We start from the raw sequence: 20,811 nt of genomic DNA, 5'->3' as shown, positions 1-20,811 counted from the left end.
CGCCGCGGAGGAGAGGGGCGCGCCCCCGACGCTCCGCTTCATGCCAGGGCCGGCGCAGGCGGCCGGCTGGCACGCGCTGCTCGGTGCCGTGCCCGCTCCCGCGGCCTGCGGGGCGGTCCAAGGCACAGGGCCGACCAGCGCCCAGTCCACCTTGAAGGTGGCGAAGTCCCACTGGAAGCGCTCCAGATCCCGCACCAGGCGGGCAGGTAGGTGTTCCTCGCCGACGAGTTCGCGCTACAGGGTGGGCGCCGAGGTGTTGGCCAGCACGGCCCGCCGCGCGCCGATTCCCTCCCCGACAGCCGTTCGAACGCCGACCGCCCGGCCGCCCCGTACGACCACGGACGACTCCCAGGCTCACCCCGGCCGGCAGAAGCCATCGGCGGAGGGGGCTTTCGGTGCGACGCGGGGCAGTGGGGTGAAGCGATGTCGGAGCCGGTGTACCTGTGCACGGCTGCCCTGAGGTCCCCGTTCCTGGGCCAGTCGGCTCGGGGTTGGTCAGCAGCTCTTGTAGTCGTAGCCGGTGGAGGTGTAGGCGCAGGTGTGGTGGACGGTCTTGTTCGAGCGGTGCAGGGTCGCGGTGTCCCTATCGTCGTTCCAGACGTACGCGGCACGCTGCTGGAACAGCGTGGTGGCGGTGTTGGCGCCCGTCCCAGTTTCGACGGTGACGGTCTTCCCTGAGCCGAGGGTGAAGGTGACGAAGGTCGGGGGCCACCGGTACCGGCGGTGTCATCCGCATCGCGGGCGGCCCTGTGCGGGACCCCTGTGCCTGCTGCGGGGCACCCTGAGAGCGCACAGGACCCCGGGCAATTCCGTTATGGCGTAGGGCTCTTCGCGGCGGGTAGGTGCGTGACACTGCCCGCGAGTCGAGGAGGACCCCGCATGTCGACCCGGCCCGTCCCCACGTACGGAGCGCCGTCCGAAGACAACGCCTTGATCGCCGGCCGCTACCGGCTCCGATCGGCCATAGGCAGCGGCGGTACGGCGGACGTGTTCCGCGCCATCGACGAGATGTTGGGGCGCGAGGTGGCGGTGAAGGTGTTCCGACCCGGCACGGACACGGTGACCGCCGACACCTTCTGCGAGGAAGCACGCACCCTGGCCCAGTTGTCGCACGCTGCCCTCGTGACGGTCTATGACGCCGGTCGCCATGCGCAGGGGGCATTCATGGTCACGGAGCTGATCCGCGGCATGACCCTGCGCACCCGCATAGACGCCGGCCCTCTCGGCCCCGTTCAGGTCGTACGGCTCGGTGTCGAGATCGCCTCGGCCCTCGACCACGTGCACGCGCGCGGCATCGTCCACCACGACGTCAAACCGTCCAACATTCTCCTGAGCGAGGGCGGGTCCCCGCACCTGGCCGACTTCGGTCTGTCGAGAAGGGCTCATGGGCGGCCCGACCTGGAGCCCGAGATGCTCGTCGGCACGCCTGCCTACATGGCTCCCGAGCAATTGCTGGGCGAAGGCGCGAGCACGGCCGGAGACATCTACGCTTTGGGGCTGACCCTCCTCGAAGCCCTCACCGGCCGTCGCGAGTACCAGGGGACACCCCTTGAAGCGGGCACCGCCCGCCTCCTGCACCCGCCGTCCATACCCCTCGGCCTGCCGGGTGACCTCGGTCGGCTGCTCGGTGCAATGACCGACCCGGAGCCCCGTGCCCGGCCCGACGCCGCCCGGGTGCACCTGCATCTGCGAGACATCACGCGCACGTGGGCTACGACGCCCACCGGCCCGGCCGGGCCACTCCCCGCAGTGGTGAACGTGGCGGACACCGAACCCGCCACACACCGCTCCGTGCCGGCGCCCCTCAAGGCTGCCCGCCACGCCGCTCCGCCGTGGCCCATGCCGGCAACCTTGGGAAGGCAGGCCGCGAACCGCCACCGTGCGGCCGCATGGGGCCTGGCGGCAACGGCCCTCGCCGGCATCTGCACCCTGCTGGTGGGAGGCGTCCCGGAGGGGGTGAAGGCGTCTCCCGCCACCACACACGAACAGACGTCGCCGCCGAATAGGGCCGAGGCCCCAGCTCCGCAGCCCACGCTGCCCTCCCCATCAGAGTTCCCGCTCCCGGAGCTAGCCGTCGCGGCTGCTTCAACCACCCCGCATCTCCCGGTACCGGTCACCCCCACCCGTCCCCAGGTCCGGCAACCAGCCGACAGCCAACGGGTCAAGAACCCTCCCCCTGCCAAGAGCAAGGACAACCCCGGTAAGGGCAAGGACACGAGCAAGGACGGGAAGGGCAAGGGATCGCCCCGCTGACCAGCCGTCCATCCGCCGCGAAACAAAGGGAAGCAGCCTTCTCGGCCATGCCCACATGGCCACTGGCTGTAGGTGCCATGTCCCCTACCGAGGCGAGGCGAGGCGCGCCGCTCCCAGCGGACCGTCGAACCCGCGGGATCGCCGGGACAGTCAGGAGTGCGTGCGTACGCGATGCAGATGGGGGCACGCGGCGGCTGTCGGCTGAATTTCCGCATGCGGGGAGGGACACGTGAAGGGCTTGGGAGGGTTCCGCAGCTTCATCCTGCGGGGGAACGTCGTCGATCTGGCCGTGGGCATCGTGATCGGTGCGGCCTTTACAGGCGTCGTCAACGGGTTCGTCAAGGGCTTCCTCACACCAGTGGTGGGGCTGGCTACCGGGGCTGTCGGCGACTTCACCGCCAAGTCCTTCACCCTGGGCGGGACGGACTTCCCCTACGGCAGTTTCATCAACGCTGCCATCAGCTTCGTCCTGGTCGCCGCAGCCCTGTACTTCCTCGTGGTCGCCCCCATGAACAAGCTGCACGAACGCTTCGCCCCTCACCAGGACGTGCAAGCAGCGAAACGGGACTGCCCCGCCTGCCTGAGCGCCGTTCCCGCCGCCGCCCGACGCTGCGCGTTCTGCACCACCGACCTCACCCCCGTCGCCGCACCCGACGCCCGGCCGTCCGACCCCCGACCACAGCAGCGTGCCTGAATCCCCGGATCTGTCGACGAGCGTCGAGCCGCGGAGCAGGCGGAATCCCGCTCGATAGCCGCAGCCGCCTGTGGCTACAGCTGGCGCGCTGCATCGACACCGCCCACGGGCGGAGCTTCGTTTAGCGCCCGCGTCGGGGGTAGGCGGGACGTATGTTCAGGCATCGGCGTGTGCGTACGGCTGTGGTTCTCGTGGTCAGCTGGGTGGTGTTGACGGGTGTAGAGCGGTGGGGTGAGGACGCACCATGGCGGGCGGCGCAACTCAGCGGGCTGCTGTGGGCGGCCGTGATCACTGGCGCCTGGTGGTTCGCGGAATGGACGCAGATGGGCCACCCGCGAGCGGCACGGCCTGCCCACGGCGCTGGGGTCGGGAAGGCTGAGACCCCGGCCTCGACGCAGGACGGGCCAGCAGCTGCAGGCAGTACCGACGCCTGAAAGGCTGACGGCTGTGCGGTGTCCCGCCCCGCTGACCGACCTGATCCTGGCCGACGTCCCCCACAAGCACGCGGGATCAGCCTCATGGCTGACCAACACCACTATCCAGCTTGGTCAGGCCGTGGGTGTTGCCCTTTCCCCGCTGGTCTTCTTCGACCGACTGGGCCCGGGCGGCCCGGCCGCGCACGCGGCCCGGCGACTTCGCCGGCTCCCTCGAGCTCGCGCCAAACGCCAGCTCCGTCTGGGCCAGCAGGTGGAGCGCAGTGGGCAGTCATCCGCTGATGCCCTGATCACAGCGGTGGGCCGCAGCTATCGACTTGGTAGTCCGGCCGTTGCGGACGATGATGGCGCTCGGCATGCGAATTGGATCAGTTGGGGGACAGGTGCATATAGGCGTGTATGTGGCGCATCCGCGGGTGGAGAGTTTCAATCACGCGGTGTTCGGTGCGGTCGTGGAAGAACTCCGTGAGCGGGGCGCCATGGTATCGGCCCACGACCTCTACTCTGAGGGCTTCGGGTCATTGCTGACCGCCACTGAGACGGGCACGGTCAAGTCGGCGCCTCCTCAGGATCCGCAGGTGGCGCTCCACCAGGCAGAGGTGGCGACCTTGGACGCGCTGGTATTCATCCACCCGAACTGGTGGGGCATGCCGCCAGCCATACTCACAGGCTGGGTGCAGCGGGTCCTGGTGCCGGGCGTGGCCTACAAGCTGGCGGCAGCGCAAGGAGAACCGGCCGGACTGCTCAAGGCGGCCAAGGCCCTCGTGCTGAACACCTCCGACACTCCCGCCGGCCGGGAGGAGTCCGAGTTCGGTGACCCGCTGCAAAAGATCTGGGCCGCTTGCATCCTGCCCTACGTCGGTGTCCGCGACGTGCGCCGGACGGTCTTCCAAACCGTCAGCGACTCGACAGACGAAGAACGCAACACTTGGCTGGGCCAAGCCCGCCGAGAAGCAGCTGCGCTCCTAGGCTGAGACGAATCCGATCGAATCTCCGGCACCGTCCGAGGGGACGGCGCGTCACGGCCGCGCGTAGATGGGCGGATGCCGGAGCCCGGTTGTGGGCAGTGGGCGTGGACGGATCGCCAGTCGGAGTTTTGACCGGAGCCGACGTCTGGTCCGCCGGTGCGGACCTTGTCATTGGCGTAGCAAGTGGCTTTCACGTCTCGGCTGTCGTCTGAACTGCTTCGCCGTCTCGACGGCTTCCCTGTTGAGTTCCTCGAGGGAGAGACTCCCCAGCTCTCCTGCCAGCCGTCCAGGTTGTGCGCGCAGTGGTGGCCCTCCGTAGAGGCCCGCCCGGAAACGGCACACGCAAGGATCTGGAAGGGGACGCTTTCCGTAGCTGCTCCGGCCGGTGACGTCGTCCCGCGGGCTGGTCTTTGTCCGGCCCGCACAGTGTGTAGCGTCGTGGGTGGTGGTATCGGGCCGGGGATGTTCCCGCGCGGAGAGGGAGGTGCAGGGTTGATGGAGACCATGCGTTTCAGCAGTGGTGACCTCGATGCCACGGAGGAGTTCTTGTCGGCCGCGTACACGCCGATGAGGATCGGGGGCCGGCCGGACGATACGCGGGCCAGGATCGAACGCAACGCCACGGACGATGTGATCGTGGACCGGCTCCGGTTCGGGTACGAGATGGCCTATGACGCGGACTGCCTCAACCGCATCTGTCTGATCACGATGCATTCCGGAACACTCGTAGACACCACAGGCGGGCGCGAGGAAGTCTTCGGGCCGGGGGAGACGTTCCTGATCGCCCAGCCCGACCGGCCCTATACCGGGGCCGTTCGTTCCGCGAGCTACACGATCACCATGTTCGATCCGGCCCTGCTCGGACAGGCCGCGCCGTCATCACCCCAGCCCGTGCGGTTGACGGGACACCGGGCGGTGAGTCCGGCCGCCAACCGGCTCCTCGGCACGGCGGTCGCCTTCGTCCGAGACCATGTTCTGGCCGATCCGGTGGCCGCGGCATCCCCCCTGCTGGTGGGCACCGCCGCCCGCCACCTGGCTGCCGCCGCCCTTACGGCGCTGCCCAGCACCATGTCCGGAGTACCGGATTCGATCGACTCCCGGGACGGAGGCAGCGACACCCTCGCCCGTGCCGTCGCCTTCATAGAGGAGAACGCGCACCGGGACATCGGACTCACCGAGATCGCCGACTCGATCCCGGTGACCCCGCGGGCCGTTCAGTACGCTTTCGCCCGCCACACGGGGACAACCCCCCTGGCCTACCTGCGCCGCGTCCGCCTCGCCCGCGCGCACACCGACCTCAAGGCCGCGAGCCCGGCCTCAGCAACGGTGCAGGAAATCGCCCTGCGCTGGGGCTTCGCCCACCAGGGCCGCTTCGCCGCCGCCTACCACGACGCCTATAACAGCAGTCCCTCCCACACGCTGCGCACCTGAGCGGCGCACGTGCCCCAGTCCAGGACTCACACGGCAGTGCCGGCCGCCCCACCGTGCCCCGTACCCGGCGATGCCCGTCTGTCCCCGAGCGGCCGGGCCTGCCCTGATTGCCCCTGGGCAGTCCCAGCTGTATGAGTGAGTGCTTGCTTGCACGCCAGCTGACGCGGGAGCCTGTGGCGGCGCGAGGGGGCGTGCATGGGCACGGGAGAGACCAGAAGGCCCCGCACTCTCATCTGGCGGACAGGTGCCTCCAAGCGGCCGCCTGCCGCGCGGAGTGCCGTGGCCGTCGCGTCATCAGGTGCGGGCGCCGAAAAGGGCGGTGATGGTCTTGCCGTCGTGGGCGACGTCGATCGTGATGCTGTCTGTGAGCCGATTGCTGATCACCCATCCGAAACCACCGGGCTGATCGGGTGCCCATGGCCGTTCCTGAGGCAACTGCGGGGAGGGGTCGGACACTTCCACGACAACAGCCCCGAGACGGATGCTGATGCTGAAGCCGGTGAGGCCCCCCGCGTGGCAGTAGGCATTGGCAACTAGCTCGGAGACCACCGTCAGGACATCGGCGACACATCCGGGGGACACGTCCGCCTCGGCGAGCACCGTGCGCGCCAAGCGGCGAGCCGAGGCACAAGTGATGCCCGCGCCAGGAAGAGCGGGTGCGGTGGGACGTCTGAGGGTCTCGGCCATGACCGCCATCTACCCCGCAACGCGCCGCTGTCACTCTTCCAGACGTGTTCGTTTTTTGGATTGCAGCCCATGTGAACAGCAGTACCAGGTCAAAAAGCGAAACTCTTGACAGTGGCCAACGGGCTCCCGCGTACGACCGATTGCTACGTGGCGCCGGGTGGATTCCATCGAGCGGGCAGGGGCCCTGCTGGCTGCGGCGACAGGTGACCGGCGCCCGCCCCGGCTGCGCCAGTCGATCAGCCCCTGCACCGTGCCACGCCCGCGGCAGCCTCCCAGAGCCCGTTCATGTCCCTGGGTGCTGCCACGCCCGTGTGTCGAACTCAGGTCGGGTCTGCGGAAAACAGAAGGGCTGACGCAGTTGCAGGGGTCGGTGGATGGTGTAGCAGTTCCTTCGGGGCCCTGATGCCATAGGCACCTGGTTGATGGCCGCGCCGACGTTCTCGATGGCGATGACCGACTTCACGGCGTCGACGACGCGGAAGTAGGCGACCGCGGAGACGTCGACGCTGACGTTGCCCCGGGTGATGATGCCCTGGGACTGGATGGGCATGGTGACGATCCGCAAGGACACCCGGTGCAGGACGTCCGCGAACGGCACGATCACCCGTAGGCCCGGCGCGCGGGTACCGACGAGCCGGCCGAAGCGGAACAGCACGCCCTGCTCGTACTGCTTGACGATCTTCAGGGCCATGGGGAGCCCCATCAGGGCAACCACGGCCAGGGCGATCAGCGTGAAGATCAGTACTTCCATGGAGGTGCTCCTCACGAAGTGCGTTGGCGGAGCGGGGGAGGGGATCTGACTCCGTCTGCAGGGCTTGAACGGTCCGCATCCTGGATCAGAGGGGTACGCCTGCGGTGGCGCCGTCCGGCGGAGCGGTGCGGGTGCGGGTGTCGTTGGAGGAGGCCGTGAGCCGGTCGATGACGGCGACCACGCCGTCCAACTGTCCGGCGAGCCGGAGCGCGACGGGAATCTGGCTGCTGTTGGGCAGCCGGCCGTCCAAAGTGACGATCCCGTCCGCTACGTGCACGCCCACGGCATCGGCGCCGATGCCCATGGTGTCCGCCAGCACGTCCTCGACCAGCACACGGCGTATCTCCTGGTCCGGGCGGAGGAACACGCGCAGCAGGTCCCGTCGCGTCACGATGCCGACCAGTCGGTCCTCCTCGTCGACGACCGGCAGCCGCGTCACGCCGCGTCGTGTGATGAGGCGGGCGGCTTCGGTGACGGTCTGTTCGGCGTGGATCGTGACGGCCGGTGCGGTCATCAAGTCCTGAGCGGTGGCGCGGCCTTGGGTGATCAGATCGGTCCGCGAAATGACCCCGAGGACGTGCTCGTCCGCGTCCACGACCGGCACGCCACTGATGTCGTGTTCGACGATCAGCGCGGCTACGTCCGCGGACGGGGTCCTCCCGGTGACCGAGACGACCTCGTCGGTCATCAGGAAGCCGACCTTGGCGTGCTTCATCAGCGGCCCTCCTGTCGGCTTCGGCCAGTGAGCGCACCTTGCGGAGCGCCCTCACCAGCCACCATCCGCCGCGTAAGCCCGCGGTGCGAGGGCCGAACGGGTCCCGTGCCAGGACTGACCGGTCCCCCCGGCGGTGTGCGGTAGGTGAGGCGGTGCGTAGCGGGCAAGGGACCTTCGGTCCCTTGCCCGCCCCCTGCGGCCCATTCCTCGCGCGAGCCCGGGTGGCAGTGTGAAGCCACTCGGACGCTTTTCGACAGAGGAGGAAGCCATGGGAGGCTCCACCCGACTCGGTCCGGACCTCGGCTCGGTCGTCGTCGGTGTCGACGGGTCGAGCACCGCGCTGACAGCGGCATTCTGGGCCGCAGCCGAGGCGGCACGACGCAACAGCACCCTCCACATCTTCTACGCGGCCGACACCGCCGACCGGAGCTTCTACTTGTCGGCTCAGATCATCGAACGCGTCCATGTGGAGGGCCGTGACATGTTGGAGGTCACGGCCGCTGCGGTCTCGGAGCGATTCCCGACGCTTTACGTCACCACGGAGTACAGCCGCCTGGACCCCGTCTCCGGCCTGCACCGGGTGGGAGCGAAGTACGGCACCACAGTGGTCGGTCACCGCGGTCTGGGTGGTTTCGAGTCCCTGCGGCTGGGTTCGGTCGGTCTGAGGATCGCGGCAGCCGCTACCACCCCCGTCATCGTGGTGCGCGGCGGCGAGGACCTTGCCGAGAGCGGCGTGGTGCTGGCCGCGGTTCGGGACGAGTACGACCTCGAATGCGCGCGACACGCCGCCCGCGAAGCAGAGCTGCGCAAAGCAACGCTGTGCCTACTGACCGCGTGGAACGTACTCCAGTACGCCAAAACCGCCGCCACCATGCTCGACGACGTCGACGAATTCGCCGGCCGCCATGTCCGCGGTCTGAAGTCCGTCGCCGACCGCGTACGTGGGGAGTTTCCTGTGTTGACGGTGAACACCGAGGCGGAGAAGAGCGTGTCGGTGGCTCGGGTCCTGGTCGAGGCGTCACGCCATGCGGACCTGCTCTTCATGGGAGGACGGCGATCGCCCGGGTACTTCGGGCCCGCCCTGGGACGTACCGCGCACAGTCTCCTGCACCACTCGCACTGCCCCGTGGAGCTCGTTCCGCGGCACGACGACCAGGGGAGCGACGCGTCGTGACGGACATCGCGGTAGAACGGGTCATCGCGGTGGGGATCGACCCCACTGGAAGGTGGCTCCCGCCCCTCGCGTGGGCAGCCGACGAGGCACACCGCCGCAATGTACGACTCGTCTCGTCCTGGCCGTGCCCTCGCCCCATGACGCCCAGCACGTCGTCGACGACACCGCGCAGCACGATGGCGTACGACAGGCCAGCTCGGAGGCCCTCGAAGAAGCCGCGGCCTGGGCACGTGAGCGTCACCCAGGGACTTGGCAGCCGTCCTGCGTGACGGAGCCACCCGGCACCTGTGCTCTGCGGGACGTCCAGACACGCCCGCATGCCCGTCCTTGGTTCGCGGCACCTGACGCGGCTCGAGGAGATCTTCAGCGGCTGCTCCGTCGTGCTGCCCAGTGATCACCGCCCCGAGCGGGTTGACGGGCATCCCACCTTGGCCGTGGGTATGGGCCTGGCCGGATTCGGCTCGGTCCGGCTCGTCAGGCCCATCAGCCATGGGCCCAACCGTGACCGGCTGGTGGGCGAAGGACTACGCTGAAGTCCGGGCGGGGGCTCAGAGCCCCTCACCGCTGGAGGTGTCCATGGTCGGGGACGATCGAGATTCGTCGGCGAGCGGGATTCCCCGGCCGAGGATGGACGCGCTCCAGGCTCAGATCACCGACGCGCGGGGTACCCGTGACCGGCTGAAGGGCTTGCTGGAGGCGGTCATGTCGCTGGGGCAGGAGCTGGACCTGTCCCAAGTGCTGCGGGGGATAGTGGAGGCCGCGGTGGTCCTCGTGGACGCGGAGTACGGGGCGCTGGGCGTGGTGGGGGACGACGAGAAACTCGCCGAGTTCATCCCGGTGGGCATCAGCGACCAGCTCCGGGCCCGGATAGGAGCCCTTCCCACCGGACACGGACTGCTGGGCGAGCTGATCAGGCACCCACGGCCGTTGCGCCTGGGAGACCTGACGGAGCACGCGGCGTCCGCCGGATTTCCGGAACACCACCCGCCTATGCGTTCCTTCCTCGGTGTACCGATCCGGGTCCGTGACGAGGTGTTCGGCAATCTCTACCTGACAGAGAAGCGGGGCGCTGCGGACTTCGACGCGGAGGATGAGGAGGTCCTGTCGACCCTCGCGGTCGCCGCGGGCGTCGCAGTGGACAACGCCCGCCTGTACGAGGAAGTCCGGCTCCGGGAGCGCTGGCTGGCGGCCAGTTCCGATTTCACGAGCGCGCTGCTGTCGGGATCCTCCGAGATCGAGGTGCTGGAGGGCATGCTGGAGCGTGCCCGGGACATCATCTCGGCCGAGATGTGCGTCTTCTACCAGGTGGGGCCCAGCGGTGAGCTGCACGGGTCGCTGGCCCTGGGAGACGGTGCCGAAGCGCACCGGGGGATCGTCCTGCCCGGCAGCGAGGGGATCCTGGCCGGGCTTGTCGCGGCGCGGGACGGAATGATCACCTTCGCGGACGTTGCCACCGACGTCAGGGTCGCCGCGCAGCCGGACGTCTGGACGGGCTTCGGGCCGGCCGTGGCGGTCACGGTGGGTACTCGAGAGAAGCTGCGGGGGGTACTGATGCTGGCCCGGCGGACCGTACGGCCGTCGTTCGCCGCAGCCGAGGTCGCGCCGCTGCCCGGCTTCGCCGGGCAGGCCGCCCTGGCACTGGAACTGGCCGACCGACGCCGGGACAGCGAGCAGGTGAGCCTACTCGCGGACCGCGACCGGATCGCCCGCGACCTGCACGATCTCGCGATCCAGCGGCTCTTCGCGACGGGGATGACCTTGCAGAGCGCCCAACGTTTCGTGGAGCACCCCGAGGCCTCCGAGAGGCTGAGCCGGTCGATCGACGACCTGGACGAGACGATCAAGATCATCCGCACGACCATCTTCGGGCTCCGCGACCATGGGGCGGTGGACAGCACCCCGAGGCTCCGGGTCCGCGCTGTGCGGGCCGTGGGCGAGGCGGCGGCGCTGCTCGGGTTCGCGCCCGCCCTGCGCATGGAGGGGCTGATCGACACGGATGTGCCGACCCCGGTCGCCGACGACGTGGCCGCCGTGCTCGGTGAGGCGCTGGCCAATGTGGCCCGGCACGCGCGGGCGGCGCGGGCGGAGGTCGCGATCATCCTGGCGGAAGGCGTGCTGGCCGTGACCGTGAGCGACGACGGCGTAGGTGTCGCGGACGGGGGACGTCGGAGCGGTCTGCGCAACCTCGCCGAGCGCGCTGAGGCCCGCGGGGGCGGACTGTCCCTCTCGGCCCGCCCGGACGGTGGCGGAACCCGTCTGGACTGGCGGATCCCTCTTGCTCCTCCCCGGTGAGTGCGGGCCTCAGCGACCGGTTTCGTCGTGCTCGCGGACCTCGGCGGCGATCACGGCTGCCTGGACGCGCCGTTCGACTCCCAGCTTGGCGAGCAGGCGTGAGATGTGGTTCTTGACCGTCTTCTCCGAGAGGAAGAGCCGTTTGCCGATCTGCCGGTTGGTGAGGCCCTCACCGACGAGGTCGAGTACAGCGCGTTCGCGCTCGGAGAGGGCCGTCAGCCGCTGGTCCTCGGGTTGCTTCCCGGCGGTGGGGTCCCGAAGCGAGCGCATCAGCCGCGAGGTCGTCGCCGGGTCGAGCATCGACTGTCCCGTCGCCACCGTCCGGATGGCGGCGACCAGGTCCGAGCCCTTGATCTGCTTCAGGACGTACCCGGCGGCGCCGGCCATGATCGCGTCCAGCAGGGCGTCCTCGTCGTCGAAGGACGTCAGCATCAAGCAGGCGAGCTCCGGCATGCGCGAGCGCAGTTCCCGGCAGACGGTGATGCCGTCGCTGTCGGGCAGTCGTACGTCGAGCACCGCCACGTCCGGCCGCAGGGCGGGCCCCCGGGCTAGTGCTTCTGCGGCCGTCGCCGCCTCACCCACCACCTCGATATCGGGCTCGGCATCCAGAAGATCGTGCAGCCCCCGGCGGACGACCTCGTGGTCGTCGAGGAGGAACACCCTGGTGGGCGCCGGGGCGGCAGTCGGTGCATCGGACATCCACGCCACACCCTCGAGTCGGATACGTCTGGGGTCAATTGTCTCAGATGCTGCTTCCGCTGCCGTGGGGCGCGTACAGGTCGAGCAGCCGGATCTGCGCGGAGACGAGCCGGTGGGCGAGCACCTGACCCACCCACTGCCACATCTCGGAGGCGAGCGCGGGGTCGGCGTCCATCAGTAGGCGCACGGCGGCGGCGTCGAACTCGTCGGTGCGCACCGGCGTTCTGGTCTCGGCGCCGAAGTGCCAGGTGTAGGGACGGAACAGCCAGGACCAGCCGACGAGCTCGCCGGGACCGACCGTCTCGACTACCGCGGCCTGTCGGCCGGGTACGTGCACGTCCATGCCGACGCTGCCCGACCGGATGACCCAGAACTGATTGGTGTGCCCGCCCTGGTTGAACAGGCGTGTGCCGGCGGGGAAGTTGGCCTCATGGGCCAGTGCCAGCAGGCTCTCGCGGTGTTCCAAGGTCAGGGCTCGGGTGAAGCGGTCGGGGGAGGAGGTGAGCCGGTGGATGGAAGAAGTGCTCATGGCGGTGCTCCGTTCGGGTCCGCCTCTACCCTCCGTCGGTGGCGGCCGGCCCGGGAAGGGCCGGTCGGTACCTTCCTTGACCCGGGCGGCCCTCGCCCACCGTCCTGGGCGGGCGATCAGTAGGGCCAGGACCAGTCGGCGACCTCCGGCAGGTCGGTTCCGTGGAGGCGGATCCAGTCGTGGTGGCGGATCCGCTGGTCGGACATGCTCTGGCGCAGGGCCGCCGCCCGGCCGGCGAGTCCGGGGACGCGGTCGACGACGTCCATGACGAGCCGGTAGCGGTCGAGGTCGTTGCGGACGACCATGTCGAAGGGGGTGGTGGTGGTTCCGGACTCCTTGTAGCCCCGGACGTGCAGATTCGGATGGCCGGTCCGGCGATACGCCAGGCGGTGGATCAGCCACGGATAGCCGTGGTAGGCGAAGACGACCGGCCTGTCGGTGGTGAAGAGCGCGTCGTACTCCGTGTCGGTCATCCCGTGGGGGTGCTCTTCCCGCGGCATCAGGCGGGCGATGTCGACGACGTTGACAACGCGTACGGCAAGCTCCGGGAGGTGCCGGCGCAGCAGGGCCGTGGCTGCGAGTACTTCCAGGGTCGGCACGTCCCCCGCGCAGGCCAGCACGACGTCGGGCTCGCGCGTGCCGTCGTCCGTTCCGGCCCACGCCCAGATTCCCGCACCCCGAGCGACGTGCGTTCGCGCTTCGTCCATGGCCAGCCAGTCGTGGCAGGGCTGTTTTCCGGCGACGATCACGTTCACCCGGTCCCGGCTGCTCAGGGCGTGATCGGCGACCGCGAGGAGGGTATTGGCATCCGGCGGCAGGTAGACGCGTACGACGCCGGGGCTCTTGTTGAGGACGTGGTCGACGAAGCCGGGGTCCTGGTGGGAGAAGCCGTTGCTGTCCTGGCGCCAGACGTGCGAGGTGAGCAGGTAGTTGAGGGAGGCGATGGGCGCGCGCCAGCTCAGCTCGCGGGCGCTCTTCAGCCATTTGATGTGCTGGCCGACCATGGAGTCGACGATGTGGGCGAAGGCCTCGTACGTGGAGAACAGGCCGTGGCGGCCGGTGAGGAGGTACCCCTCCAGCCAGCCTTGGCACACGTGCTCGGAAAGGATCTCCATGACGCGGCCGTCGCGGGACAGGTTCTGGTCGGTGGCCTCTGTCAGGCCCTGCCAGGCCTTGCCCGTGACGTCGTAGAGGTCGTCGAGGTGGTTGCTCGCCGTCTCGTCCGGCCCGACAACCCGGAAGTCCCGGCGTTCGGCCGTCTCCCCCATGATCTCCGCGAGATAGCGGCCCAGGACGCGGGTCGGCTCGTGCAGCGTGCTTCCTGGCTTCTCCACGGATACGGCCCACGCGTCGAGCCCGGGCAGCGGGAGCGAGCGCAGCAGCCGGCCGCCGTTGGCGCACGGGCTCGCGCCCAGGCGGCGCTCCCCCTCCGGTACACAGGCCAGTACGGCGGGCACGGGACGGCCCCCGGGGCCGAAGAGCTCCTCCGGCCGGTAGGAACGCATCCAGCTCTCCAGCTGCCTCAGGTGTCCCGGGTTCTCGCGGACCCCGGCGAGCGGCACTTGGTGGGAGCGCCACGTGCCCTCGACCGGTTGGCCGTCGATGGTCGCGGGACCCGTCCAGCCCTTGGGGGTCCGCAGCACGATCATCGGCCAGCGTGCGCGCTCACCGCCCGGTTCCGTGCCCGTGGCCCGCGCTTCGCTCTGAATGGCGTGGATGCGGTCCAAGGCCTGGTCTACGGCTCTGGCCATGGCCGGGTGGACCAGGGTGGGGTCACTGCCGGAGACGTAGAGGGGGTCGTGCCCGTAGCCGCGCAGCAGCGCGTCGAGCTCCTGCTCCGGGATCCGCGACAGCACCGCCGGGTTGGCGATCTTGTATCCGTTGAGGTGGAGGATCGGCAGGACGGCGCCGTCGTGGACCGGGTCCAGGAACTTGTTGGAGTGCCAGGAGGCGGCCAGTGGCCCCGTCTCCGCCTCGCCGTCGCCGATGACGCAGGCCACCAACAGGCCGGGATGGTCGAAGGCGGCCCCGTACGCATGGGCCAGCGAATAGCCGAGCTCGCCGCCCTCGTGGATGGATCCGGGCGTTTGTGGCGCGACGTGACTTGGCACTCCGCCCGGGAAGGAGAACTGGCGAAACAGCTTGCGCATTCCGTCGGCGTCGCGGTCGATGTCCGGGTAGGTCTCGGTGTACGTACCCTCCAGCCAGGAGTTGGCGAGCACGGCCGGACCGCCGTGTCCGGGCCCCCAGACGCACAGGGCCTCCAGCGAACGCTCCTTGATCACCCGGTTCAGGTGGGTGTGGATGAAGTTCAGGCCGGGTGAGGTGCCCCAGTGGCCGAGCAGCCTGGGCTTGATGTGCTCCGGCCGCAGCGGCTCCATGAGCAGCGGGTTGTCCAGGAGATAGATCTGGCCGACGGCCAGATAGTTCGCGGCGCGCCAGTGCGCGTCCAACTCCGCGATCCGGTACGTGCTCACAAGTACTCCTTCGGGCCGCAAGCCGGAACATGCGTCGGCTGAGCCGATGCCTGACACCCTGATCCCCGGGGCGCAGAGGCGGGAAGGGCAGGACCGGCCCTTGTACGGGGCCGGTCGGCCCCTTCTGCGCCATCGGCGGGGGCGGAATGTGGGCAGCCGACCGTCCGCCGGTCACCTGCCACGGGAGGCAACCGCCACCGCGGACGGCGGACTTCGGCGGTACGCCTGGAACAGTGGCCGATTTGGGACGACCCGGAGTATTGGGCCGATTCAGGGGCGCGGGGCGCTGGTCCCCAGAAGGCAGACCAACTGAATGGGACCGAGACCGAGACGCGCCACCATCCAGTCGTCTTCGCACACCGTACGAGCCGGGCGGCACGCGGTCGCCTTCACCCCTTGGACGCTGTTCGTGGAGGCCAACCCCTGGCCGATGTTTACCCTCGTGGTCTCCCTGGAGGCGATCTTCCTGGCAACGTTCGTGATGATCGGCCAGAACCGGCAGGCGGCGTTCCAGCAGGCGAAGGCCGACCACGACTTCGTCGAGCAGGAGCTGGAACTCAAGCGGCTGATCGACCAGCGCCCTGCTGTGGGGCGCCCGGCAGTCCGGGGAGGGGATGGGCTGCCGGGCGCGTGGCATCGGTGGCGGTCCTGTCACCGCGAGCCGGATGCCGTGAGTTCCCGGGATCACGGCAGGCGCAGGGGGCGCCGGCGTGTGTGCTCCGGGGTAGCTCGACCCTTTAACGACTCGGAACAAAAACGGTTCTGCATGCATGTGCGGGACCCCTGGCGGCGAACCTGCACGCCACCGGCTCGTCGAGCGGAACACGGGGATGCACACCCGTACTCGGCGCTCCGAGCGTGCCGAGTGCGGGCCCGGAGGCAGACGGCCCGGAGTGTCGGGGGTCTGCCAGGGAAACTGGCTGGCGGTCCTGTGCTGTTCGCACTGGCACAACGGGCGCGCGGGGTAGGACACCAGTCCGTACGGATGGTGCTTGTTTCCCAGCACTCAGGGGTGAGGGACGACCGCGACCGGCACCGTGGAGTGGTGGAGGACGGCGTGGGCGACCGGGCCGAGGTGGGTGCCGATGGCCGAGCGACGGATCCGCCGGCCGACGATGACCAGCGAGGCGTCCGCCGAGGCCTCGATGAGCTGGCCGGCGGCCTGTCCGACGGAGCATTCCTCTTCAACGCGGACCTGGGGGTACTTGCCGCGCCAAGGCCGCAGTGCGTCACCGAGCGCGGTTGCCGTGCCGGCCGCCATACCGTCCCGTACCTCGGGGGCGAGCAGCGCCGGGTCGAAGGAGAAGGCGGGCGGCATGCTCCAACCGTGGATCACACGCAGCGGGGCCCGACGTGCGGCCGCCGCGTCGAAGGCGTGGTCGAGGAGTTCGTCACATGGGCGGGAGAGGTCCAGCCCGAGCACGACTGGTCGGTAGGTCCCCTCCTGCGGCTCGTCGCCGTCGGGTGCCTCCTGGTAGGGGGTGTCCATCCACGTGCCGGACCGCACGACCACGACCGGGCGTTCGGCGTGGGCGAGTACGGCCTGGGACACGGATCCGACGAGGAAGCCGCTCATCGCCCCCAGCCCGCGTGAGCCGAGCGCCAGAACCTCGGCTTGCTGCGCGGCGGCGGCCAGGACGGTCAGCGGCCGCCCGTCCACCTGCTCCGTGGTGATCTCCAGGCCGGGGTGCCGCTCGGCCAACTGCCGAGAGGTCTCCCGTGGGATGCGCTCGCCCCAGTACTGGGGCGACGGTGTGGCCTCGGTCTGGGACGCGTAGCCGTAGGACGGGACCCATTCCTCCGCAACGTGCAACAGCTTGAGCGGGAGCCGGCGCAGCCGCGCCTCGCGGGCGGCCCACTCGGCGGCGGCAAGCGATGCGGGGGAACCGTCGAGACCCGCGACGACCTTACGTGACATGGTGTTTCCTCCAGAACCGTGAATGACGGTGAGACAACCGCGGTAGGCGGCGTGTATCCCACCCTTCCGCGCCGGGACGTGGGGGAGCGATGGTCCAGGTGGCCCGGGGGGTTGGGCCGAAGGTCCCTCTGTCGCCCGGCCGGACGGTGGCTTCACGAGGCTTGTAGGTGGTCACGGTCGTCGCTGAGCGCTCCTCACACGAAGTTGCCCACGTCCCCAAAGGGGGACGCGGGCAACGTTGCTCGGGCGTACCGTTGTTGGTCAGTAGTGAGGTATGACGGCCACCGGCGCCCGGCAGCGATGCAGGACTGCGCGGGCAACCGTTCCGGTGTGGGGTCCGAGCCTGGAGTCCCGGTTGCGGCGGTCAGGGTTCGCGCCGTCGCGGAGGCCACCGCGACGGGTACCATCACCGGACCCGGGCAGTTGGTCCCTTTGACGCGATCCCCGCCGAGTCGCCTTCGGGGGCAGCCGCGGATGTGCGGGGCTTCTACCGGGCGGGAGAGATCAGCCCGTAATGGCCGTCGTCCCTCTGGTAGAGGACGCATCCTCGACCCGTGGCGGAGTCGACGAAGAAGACGAAGGCGAGCCCTGTGACACGGATGCGCTCGACGGCGGAGTCGACACCGCACTCGGGGGTGGCGGTCGAACTCACGCTCAACAGGGGCCCGGCTTCGTACTGCTGGTTCCCCCCGCCGACCGGGGCGACGCGGCACCCGCCTGTCAGCCCCTGGCGATAGACGACGCAGTCGGCTCCCGAGGTGCTGTCGGTGAACAGCCAGAAGCCGTAGTGCCTGGACTCCATGTCGATGACGGCGTCTTCGGGAGTCTGTCGTCCCAGGCTGAATGCCTTCTGGCGCACGACGCGGGGTTCGCCGAGCGGCGGCTGGTGGCGGCCGGGGCGGTGTTCCCGTCCTCCGTGCTGGCGGGTGCCGGCAAGGCGTGCGGCCAGTCGCTCCTGCAGGAGATCGACCGCCTCGAACATGGTGTCCGCGGCGCAGTGGGCACGCACGGGGTGCCCGTTCACGTTCACCACGGCCTGGGCGATGGAGGGACGGCTCGCCGAGGGGTTCGCCGCCTGCGTGAGCTTGGCCCGAACGGCGAGGACCGGCGGTCCCACGTGTGCGATCGCCGCCAGCATCTTCGCTCGGGCGTACTCGGACGCGCCGTCAGGCACCGGCCCTCGCTTGTTCACCAAGACGTCAATGGCTGGACGGGACTTCAGATGGCTCATGTGAATTCCTCCTCCGTCGACATCAGCCTCGCGTCGGCCGGCCTCCTCCGGACAGTGCCGACCGGGCCGGCTTGGGGGCCGTCCGTACCTGGGCGCGGAGCCGACGGGACCTGACAGCCGGCTCCCAGGGCTTCCTCGGTCCGGCGCGGCGTTCAACCACGGTGCTTCGAGGGACCTTTGGCTGCGCGGTCCGGGCCGTTCGCCCCCAGGGCGCGCCGTCCTCCGAGCGGGGACATTGGCGATGGGCAGGCACACGGCCTGCCGTGAGGGAAGGCTTCAACGTCATGGCTCTCCATCAGCACCGCCACCCCGGGATGTCCTTCGCAGGGTGGCGGAAGGCCACCTCGGCCACCACATCATCGGGCCACACGGCTGAGCTCGCCGCGCCCCTGGCCGTCGCGCGCATCGCGGCGACGACCCGCCTGCTGACCTCGTTCACGTTCCTCTGGGCTTTCGGTGACAAGGCGTTCGGCTGGGGGTACGCGACTCCGACGGGCAAGGGGTGGATCGACGGCGGTTCTCCCACCAAGGGCTTCTTGAGCCATGTCTCCGCGGGACCGCTGGAGAACACCTTCCACGCCTGGGCCGGGGCGGCCTGGGCCGACTGGGCTTTCATGCTGGGGCTGCTCGGCATCGGCATCGCTTTGGCCAGTGGCGTCGCCCTGCGGGCCGCGGCTGGCGCGGGCACCGCGATGATGGCGCTCATGTGGGCCGCGGAGTGGCCACCGGCCCGGCACCTCTCGGATGGCACCCTCAGCATGTCGACGAATCCGCTGGTGGACTATCACGTCCTGTACGCGGCCGTCCTGGTGATGCTGGCGGTGATCGGTGCCGGTCGCGTCTGGGGGCTGGGCACCGCCTGGCGGAGGCTGCCCCTCGTCCGCCGCAACCGGTGGCTCCTGTAGCGGAAGCGCGATCCGGGGCCGCCGCGACCAGGCCGGCCCCGGATCGACGCATGCGTGAACCAGACGGGAACGGACCCCGCAGCCGGACCGACGCGCTGACCCTCCACCGCTCCATGGCGGCGACGATCTCCTTGAAGTCGGTGGAGGGAGTGACCGTGACGACGGGCTTCGTCATCACGTCGTGAACGGTGTACGGGGTGGGGGTCATGGCACGCTCCTCAGCGGGTGCAGGCAAGCGGCCGGCCGCTGCCGTAGGGGGCGACCAGAACATGGAGCCGATTGCGGGCCGGGCCGAGCCGGTCTGCGACGGCGGCCCCGGCTATGGAGACGGACCGGCCGACCAGGGCCTGGCGGGCTTCCAGCGCCGGCTGCGCCAGGACGGTGTGCCTGGTGCTCAGGGCGTGCCGCCAATTCTTTTGCGCTCACCCTGATCTCGCCGTCACCAGGATCGGATGGGCCGCACGGTGCGTAGCGGGGGCTCTCCGGACCGGGTCAGCGGACCAGGACGGCTTCTCCGGACTTGGGTACGACGGCCGTCCACCCCAACGCGGGGTCGATCCGGTCGCGGAGGCTCCGGCGGCGCTCTCCGCGCCGTGAACGAGATAGGTGGTGTACGGGGCCGGGGCGCCACGTAGCCAGTCGATGATCTGGCCGGCGTCGGCATGGGCAGAGGAGTGGGGCCGTCGGCGATCTCGGCGCGTACAGGGACGTACTCGCCGAACATCTTGGGGGTGCGGGCGCCGTCCACGAGTTCGCGGGCCCGGGTACCTGCTGCGGCGAGCCTACGATGACCATGGCGCTGCGCGGGTCGGGCAGCACCCGGCTCAGATGGTGCAGGACGCGCCCGCCCGTGGCCATCCCGGCGGAGGAGATGATGACCGCCGGGCCGCCGGCGCTGTTGATGTCGATGGATTCCTGGACGGAGCGGGCGGCCAGGAACGGCTCGGAACTGATCGCGGCCTCGCCCTGGACGAGGACCTCGGGCCGCGGCTCGGGGGAGTGGGAGCCCAGGGCGCGCGGTAGACGTCGAGCGCGGCCATCGCCATGGGGCTGTCGACGGAGACGGGCACGCTCCGTGGCGCAGGGCGGCGAGCTCGAGCAGGACGACCTCGGTGCGGTCGATCGCGAAGGCCGGGATCACGACGGTTCCACGCCGGGAGAGGGCACGGGGGATCACGGAGACGAACTCCCGCTTGGCCGTCTGGTGATCAGTGGCGCCGTCCGTACGTGGACTCCGTCAGCAGCACGTCGGAGCCGGTGGCCGGGGCGCCGCAGAGGTCCAGGTGGGCATGGTGACGACCACGGCGTCGAGGTCGGCGGCGTCGCATCCCAGCTTCTCCCAGTTGCGTCGTCGTAGGTCCGCGAAACCCTGGAAGAGGCCGCAGTCGACCAGGATCCGGGCATCATCGCTCTCGACCAGGAACCTGCTGGCGGTGACTGCTCGGACACCGCCCAGGAACCGCAGCAGTGCGGGCCTGGGAGCGGCCGGGCGTAACGCTGTCTCTGACATGACCCTCCTTCGAGATGGGGAGGCGGATTCCACCATGACACCGGCAGTGCCCTGGCCGCGCCGGCCCGACAGGCCCTGTTGAGGGACCGACCGGCCCATGTGCGGAGCGGTTGTCGCGGGCGAGCCTTGCCATGACGACCACT

At 69.8% G+C, this 20,811-nt stretch carries 19 protein-coding genes and 3 pseudogenes; 10 read left to right on the top strand and 12 right to left on the bottom strand.

The features are described 5' to 3' along the window. Positions 1–87: 87 nt before the first annotated feature. Positions 88–345 (bottom strand): annotated as a pseudogene (locus OTB20_RS17775) (NAD(P)/FAD-dependent oxidoreductase); the annotation flags it as partial. 534 nt (positions 346–879) lie between these two features. Here OTB20_RS17775 and OTB20_RS17770 point away from each other — a divergent pair. The 4 genes from OTB20_RS17770 to OTB20_RS17755 all read left to right on the top strand — a co-directional run bounded on the left by OTB20_RS17770 (position 880) and on the right by OTB20_RS17755 (position 5,780). After that, positions 880–2,253, top strand: coding sequence for a serine/threonine-protein kinase (locus OTB20_RS17770; RefSeq protein ID WP_267818626.1), 1,374 nt, complete (start codon positions 880–882; stop codon positions 2,251–2,253). A gap of 238 nt (positions 2,254–2,491) precedes the next feature. Continuing rightward, positions 2,492–2,947, top strand: a complete 456-nt coding sequence (gene mscL, locus OTB20_RS17765) for a large conductance mechanosensitive channel protein MscL (protein WP_420716434.1) — start codon at positions 2,492–2,494, stop codon at positions 2,945–2,947. An 829-nt stretch (positions 2,948–3,776) separates the two neighbouring features. Then, positions 3,777–4,355, top strand: a complete 579-nt coding sequence (locus OTB20_RS17760) for an NAD(P)H-dependent oxidoreductase (protein WP_267818622.1) — start codon at positions 3,777–3,779, stop codon at positions 4,353–4,355. 489 nt (positions 4,356–4,844) lie between these two features. Beyond that, the gene (locus OTB20_RS17755; RefSeq protein ID WP_267818620.1) at positions 4,845–5,780 is read left to right on the top strand and encodes an AraC family transcriptional regulator; all 936 of its coding nucleotides are present in this window, start codon (positions 4,845–4,847) and stop codon (positions 5,778–5,780) included. 294 nt (positions 5,781–6,074) lie between these two features. Here OTB20_RS17755 and OTB20_RS17750 read toward each other — a convergent pair whose 3' ends face one another. The 3 genes from OTB20_RS17750 to OTB20_RS17740 form a co-directional block, all read right to left on the bottom strand. Beyond that, positions 6,075–6,467 (bottom strand): ATP-binding protein, encoded by a 393-nt coding sequence (locus OTB20_RS17750; RefSeq protein WP_267818619.1) that lies wholly within the window; start codon positions 6,465–6,467, stop codon positions 6,075–6,077. 283 nt (positions 6,468–6,750) lie between these two features. After that, the gene (locus tag OTB20_RS17745; protein ID WP_267818617.1) at positions 6,751–7,218 is read right to left on the bottom strand and encodes an SPFH domain-containing protein; all 468 of its coding nucleotides are present in this window, start codon (positions 7,216–7,218) and stop codon (positions 6,751–6,753) included. Positions 7,219–7,303: 85 nt separating this feature from the next. Further along, positions 7,304–7,933, bottom strand: a complete 630-nt coding sequence (locus tag OTB20_RS17740) for a CBS domain-containing protein (protein WP_267818615.1) — start codon at positions 7,931–7,933, stop codon at positions 7,304–7,306. A gap of 268 nt (positions 7,934–8,201) precedes the next feature. Between OTB20_RS17740 and OTB20_RS17735 the strand changes: the two genes are divergently transcribed. The 3 genes from OTB20_RS17735 (at position 8,202) to OTB20_RS17725 (ending at position 11,399) form a co-directional block, all read left to right on the top strand. Beyond that, positions 8,202–9,107 carry a universal stress protein gene (locus OTB20_RS17735; protein WP_267818613.1) on the top strand — a complete coding sequence of 302 codons (906 nt, stop codon included), beginning with the start codon at positions 8,202–8,204 and terminating at the stop codon, positions 9,105–9,107. Positions 9,108–9,424: 317 nt separating this feature from the next. Further along, positions 9,425–9,640, top strand: coding sequence for a hypothetical protein (locus tag OTB20_RS17730; protein ID WP_267818611.1), 216 nt, complete (start codon positions 9,425–9,427; stop codon positions 9,638–9,640). 43 nt (positions 9,641–9,683) lie between these two features. Further along, positions 9,684–11,399 carry a GAF domain-containing sensor histidine kinase gene (locus tag OTB20_RS17725; protein ID WP_267818609.1) on the top strand — a complete coding sequence of 572 codons (1,716 nt, stop codon included), beginning with the start codon at positions 9,684–9,686 and terminating at the stop codon, positions 11,397–11,399. A gap of 9 nt (positions 11,400–11,408) precedes the next feature. Here the strand turns inward: OTB20_RS17725 and OTB20_RS17720 are convergent, their stop codons facing one another. The 3 genes from OTB20_RS17720 to OTB20_RS17710 all read right to left on the bottom strand — a co-directional run bounded on the left by OTB20_RS17720 (position 11,409) and on the right by OTB20_RS17710 (position 15,104). Beyond that, positions 11,409–12,098: a response regulator gene (locus OTB20_RS17720; RefSeq protein ID WP_267818608.1), complete on the bottom strand. Its 690-nt coding sequence runs from the start codon at positions 12,096–12,098 to the stop codon at positions 11,409–11,411. Between the two features lie 43 nt (positions 12,099–12,141). Then, positions 12,142–12,627: a Crp/Fnr family transcriptional regulator gene (locus OTB20_RS17715; protein WP_267818607.1), complete on the bottom strand. Its 486-nt coding sequence runs from the start codon at positions 12,625–12,627 to the stop codon at positions 12,142–12,144. A gap of 116 nt (positions 12,628–12,743) precedes the next feature. Then, positions 12,744–15,104 carry a phosphoketolase gene (locus OTB20_RS17710; protein ID WP_267818606.1) on the bottom strand — a complete coding sequence of 787 codons (2,361 nt, stop codon included), beginning with the start codon at positions 15,102–15,104 and terminating at the stop codon, positions 12,744–12,746. 313 nt (positions 15,105–15,417) lie between these two features. On the opposite strand from OTB20_RS17710, the pseudogene OTB20_RS17705 reads away from it, so the two are divergent. Continuing rightward, a pseudogene (locus OTB20_RS17705) lies at positions 15,418–15,639 on the top strand (DUF1003 domain-containing protein); the annotation flags it as partial. A 471-nt stretch (positions 15,640–16,110) separates the two neighbouring features. On the opposite strand, the gene OTB20_RS17700 reads toward OTB20_RS17705, so the two are convergent. Together OTB20_RS17700 and OTB20_RS17695 are read right to left on the bottom strand one after the other, a co-directional pair. Beyond that, positions 16,111–17,022: a universal stress protein gene (locus OTB20_RS17700; protein ID WP_267818604.1), complete on the bottom strand. Its 912-nt coding sequence runs from the start codon at positions 17,020–17,022 to the stop codon at positions 16,111–16,113. 487 nt (positions 17,023–17,509) lie between these two features. Next, entirely contained in the window at positions 17,510–18,253 is a 744-nt protein-coding gene (locus tag OTB20_RS17695; RefSeq protein WP_267818602.1) for a sigma 54 modulation/S30EA ribosomal C-terminal domain-containing protein, read from the bottom strand. Positions 18,254–18,537: 284 nt separating this feature from the next. On the opposite strand from OTB20_RS17695, the gene OTB20_RS17690 reads away from it, so the two are divergent. Both OTB20_RS17690 and OTB20_RS17680 read left to right on the top strand, forming a co-directional pair. Beyond that, positions 18,538–19,158 carry a hypothetical protein gene (locus OTB20_RS17690; RefSeq protein ID WP_267818601.1) on the top strand — a complete coding sequence of 207 codons (621 nt, stop codon included), beginning with the start codon at positions 18,538–18,540 and terminating at the stop codon, positions 19,156–19,158. A 206-nt stretch (positions 19,159–19,364) separates the two neighbouring features. Beyond that, positions 19,365–19,589 (top strand): hypothetical protein, encoded by a 225-nt coding sequence (locus tag OTB20_RS17680; protein WP_267818597.1) that lies wholly within the window; start codon positions 19,365–19,367, stop codon positions 19,587–19,589. Here OTB20_RS17680 and OTB20_RS17675 read toward each other — a convergent pair. The 3 genes and pseudogenes from OTB20_RS17675 to OTB20_RS17670 all read right to left on the bottom strand — a co-directional run bounded on the left by OTB20_RS17675 (position 19,581) and on the right by OTB20_RS17670 (position 20,668). Continuing rightward, on the bottom strand, positions 19,581–19,802 hold the full coding sequence (locus tag OTB20_RS17675) for a hypothetical protein (protein WP_267818693.1): 222 nt from the start codon (positions 19,800–19,802) through the stop codon (positions 19,581–19,583). The genes OTB20_RS17680 and OTB20_RS17675 overlap by 9 nt on opposite strands. A gap of 190 nt (positions 19,803–19,992) precedes the next feature. Beyond that, a pseudogene (locus OTB20_RS42455) lies at positions 19,993–20,061 on the bottom strand (hypothetical protein); the annotation flags it as partial. A gap of 334 nt (positions 20,062–20,395) precedes the next feature. Continuing rightward, the gene (locus OTB20_RS17670) at positions 20,396–20,668 is read right to left on the bottom strand and encodes an MBL fold metallo-hydrolase (protein ID WP_267818596.1); all 273 of its coding nucleotides are present in this window, start codon (positions 20,666–20,668) and stop codon (positions 20,396–20,398) included. Between the last annotated feature and the right edge of the window lie 143 nt (positions 20,669–20,811).

Origin of the sequence: Streptomyces sp. H27-H1 (genome assembly GCF_026627445.1) — a bacterium.
In the GTDB taxonomy this organism is placed as follows: Bacteria; Actinomycetota; Actinomycetes; order Streptomycetales; family Streptomycetaceae; genus Streptomyces.
The sequence above is the reverse complement of the archived record's forward strand: the minus strand, read 5'-3'. Positions and strand labels throughout refer to the sequence as shown.